General features: G+C 62.6%; 4 protein-coding genes and 2 pseudogenes. 1 reads left to right on the top strand and 5 read right to left on the bottom strand.

From position 1 onward, the window contains the following. Positions 1 to 254, top strand: a pseudogene (locus tag AAFM29_RS16885) (hypothetical protein); the annotation flags it as partial. A 3-nt stretch (positions 255 to 257) separates the two neighbouring features. Here the strand turns inward: AAFM29_RS16885 and mddA are convergent. The 5 genes and pseudogenes from mddA to AAFM29_RS16860 form a co-directional block, all read right to left on the bottom strand. Next, entirely contained in the window at positions 258 to 995 is a 738-nt protein-coding gene (mddA, locus tag AAFM29_RS16880; RefSeq protein ID WP_341713907.1) for a methanethiol S-methyltransferase, read from the bottom strand. A 158-nt stretch (positions 996 to 1,153) separates the two neighbouring features. Further along, positions 1,154 to 1,576 (bottom strand): nucleoside-diphosphate kinase, encoded by a 423-nt coding sequence (ndk, locus tag AAFM29_RS16875; protein ID WP_341713906.1) that lies wholly within the window; start codon positions 1,574 to 1,576, stop codon positions 1,154 to 1,156. Positions 1,577 to 1,669: 93 nt separating this feature from the next. Continuing rightward, positions 1,670 to 2,164, bottom strand: a complete 495-nt coding sequence (locus AAFM29_RS16870) for a hypothetical protein (protein WP_341713905.1) — start codon at positions 2,162 to 2,164, stop codon at positions 1,670 to 1,672. Between the two features lie 33 nt (positions 2,165 to 2,197). Further along, positions 2,198 to 2,638, bottom strand: coding sequence for a DNA polymerase III subunit chi (locus AAFM29_RS16865; RefSeq protein WP_341713904.1), 441 nt, complete (start codon positions 2,636 to 2,638; stop codon positions 2,198 to 2,200). A gap of 55 nt (positions 2,639 to 2,693) precedes the next feature. After that, positions 2,694 to 2,969 (bottom strand): annotated as a pseudogene (locus tag AAFM29_RS16860) (leucyl aminopeptidase); the annotation flags it as partial.

Genomic DNA, 2,969 nt, shown 5'->3' with positions numbered 1-2,969 from the left:
GATCCGAATGGCAGCGCAAGCTGGCCCTGCGGCAGAGGCGGATCGACGCCGCGCTGGAGGTATTCCAAGGCCCCGTGGCGCGGGTCGATTTCGCGCGGCTGGATGCCGACTGGCACGGCGAGATCAGGCATATCTACCATGCGCTGGGGCTGGAGCTCAGCGCTTCAGCACTCTCGGCGATGGAACGCGAGATGGGGCGCGCGGCGAACGGCACGCACCACACGCACCGGGCCCAGATTGCGGAATTCTCCTGAAACTCAGCCAGTCTTGCCGATACCGGGGATGAAAGCGCCAACCTTTTGGCGATAGGTCACGTAATCGTCGCCGAACAACTTGATCAGGTCACGTTCTTCATGTGCGATCCCGATCATGATGTAGATTGTCATGCCGACCGCAAAGAGCAGGTGGCCATAGGTCATGGTCGCAGTGGCCCAGAAGGCGAGGAAGAAGCCGGCATAGATCGGGTGGCGCACGAGCTTGTAGAACATGGGCGTACGCATGACTGGCGCGCTCGGCTGCGAACCGCGCAGGTTAAGCCAGGCCTGCTGCAGGCCGAACAGTTCGAAGTGATTGATCAGCCAGGTTGAAATGAAGACGATGCCGAAACCGGCCCAGAACAGGCCGTTCATGACCGCCTGCCCCAATTCGCCCTCGATCGTCCAAAGGGTGCCTTCGATCGGGTGCCAGCCGGCAAACAGGATGACGAGCGCTGCCACGGTTGCGAGGCAATAGACGCTCCGCTCCATCGCGGCAGGAATGATCTTGGTGATCCGGGCCTTGAAGCCTGGTCGCGCCATGACCGAATGCTGCAGGCCGAACAGGGCAATCAGCGCGATGTCGATTATCACCGATTGCACCGGCGGCGCCGCACCCCCCTTGTCGAGATGCGTCGGCATGAAAGCGAACTCGCCGACGAAGCCGACCAGATACAGGAATGCGCCGAAGAAAGCGAAGTAGACAGCGAGCGATATCGCCATGATCGTAAGTCGCGCCATAGTGTCCTCCCCAGAAGACCGCGCGACCCAATCCTCTCGATCGGGCGATCATACCGGATTTCAGCGGCATGACCAAATTGCGACTTCACCCCAGCCCCCACAGCAAAACGGGCGCGCCCCGCCAGGAGCGCGCCCGCATGAATGCCGAGTGTTTCGGATCAGCCGACGATTTCTTCAGGCTTGAAGAAGAAGGCGATCTCGATCGCGGCGTTTTCGTCGCTGTCCGAACCGTGGACGGTGTTCTCGCCGATCGAGAGGGCATGAGTCTTGCGGATCGTGCCCTCGGCAGCGTCGGCCGGGTTGGTCGCGCCCATGATGTCGCGGTTACGGGTCACGGCGTCTTCGCCTTCGAGGACCTGCACCACGACCGGTTCGCTCATCATGAATTCGCACAGTTCACCGAAGAAGGGGCGTTCCTTGTGCACCGCGTAGAAGCCTTCGGCCTGTTCGCGGGTCATGTGGATACGCTTGCTGGCAACGACGCGCAGGCCGGCTTCTTCCAGCATCTTGGTGACCGCACCGGTCAGGTTGCGGCGGGTGGCATCGGGCTTGATGATCGAAAAGGTGCGGGTAACCGCCATGGGAATTATCCTTGCAGATGGGGGAAATTGTTGCGCGCGCCCCTAGCGCCGCGCAGGCGCGCGGGCAAGTGCGAAGCTTGCGCGCCTCTGCGGCTATTTGAGGCCCTGGTTGAGCGTCAGTTGCACCGCGGTCTTGTCACCGCTGCGACTGGCCATGGCTGAAAAGGCGAGTCCGCCCTTGCCTTCACCCGCAATGGTGGTGGATTCACCCGTAACGATATCGACGTTCACCTGCACGCCGGCAGCTTCCGCCTGCTTGCGATAGAACTCGATCGCCTCGTCGACAGGCATGTCGCCCTGCATGGTCAGGAGTACGAAACTACCCCCGTCGCGTTCGACATGGGTGTTGTTGAGCACCTTGAGTCCAGGAGCGATCGAGAAACCTTGCGGCAGTTTGACCGGCACCTGCTCACCAGCAGCCAGGGTCGTCACCGTGCCATCTTCGTCGGTGATCGAGGCACGCGTTTCGCCGCCGTCGATCTCATAGGTTCCGACCTTGTCGCCGTCCTCGTCGGTCAGCGTGCCCTCATTCGCGGACCCGCAGCCGGCGAGGGCCAGCGACAACGATAGCAAGGCAATACGGCGCATGTAGATCCCCCTCTTTGCCGGACAGGCTAGCGCTCAGGCCCCTTCACGCCAACCGCCCGTTTCGTCCTGCTTGAAGATGCGGTTATCGACCGCCTCGTCCGCTGCAAACCGCCGCCAAAGCTGGGCTGCATTGTCGCGTGCCGCCGCATCGAACAGCAGCAACACCCTGCTGAAGGCAGTGGCTTCTTCGCGCCACTGCCCATCGGCAATGATCGCCATGCCCGCGCCATTGGGCGCCGCAGCACTGTCCGAGATCAGGATCGGCTGGCGCGCATCGTCGGGAGACCCCGCCATGCCATGGGCGAGAAAGGCCGCGCCATCCTGCGCCCACATCACGCGCGACAGGGCTTCGCGCTGGTCAGGATCGCCCGAAACCACCAGCAGCCGTTCGCCAGACTGCATCACCTTGCGAGCGAGCTTCGCCACGGTGATGTCGACCGGGTCCCGACTGAGCTGGTAGAAGTCGACCCTCATTCGTGGCCTACCGCTTTGCTGCTTGAGGCCCGATCGGCATGACCAGTCGCGCGCACTAGCCCTCGACCGTATCGGCGATCAGACGATCCATCAGCCGCACGCCATAGCCGGTCGCGCCCTTGCCCCAGGTCTGGCCAGGCTTGTCCGACCAGACCATCCCGGCGATGTCGCAATGCGCCCAGGGCGTGCCATTGGCGATAAAGCGCTGGAGGAACTGCGCGGCAGTGATCGAACCTGCACCCTTGTCGCCAATATTCTTCATGTCGGCGATCGGGCTGTCGATCAGCTTGTCGTAGGCAGCACCCAGCGGCATGCGCCACAGCTTGTCCCC

This window comes from Erythrobacter sp., assembly GCF_038133525.1.
Taxonomy (GTDB): domain Bacteria; phylum Pseudomonadota; class Alphaproteobacteria; order Sphingomonadales; family Sphingomonadaceae; genus Qipengyuania.
The sequence above is the reverse complement of the archived record's forward strand: the minus strand, read 5'-3'. Positions and strand labels throughout refer to the sequence as shown.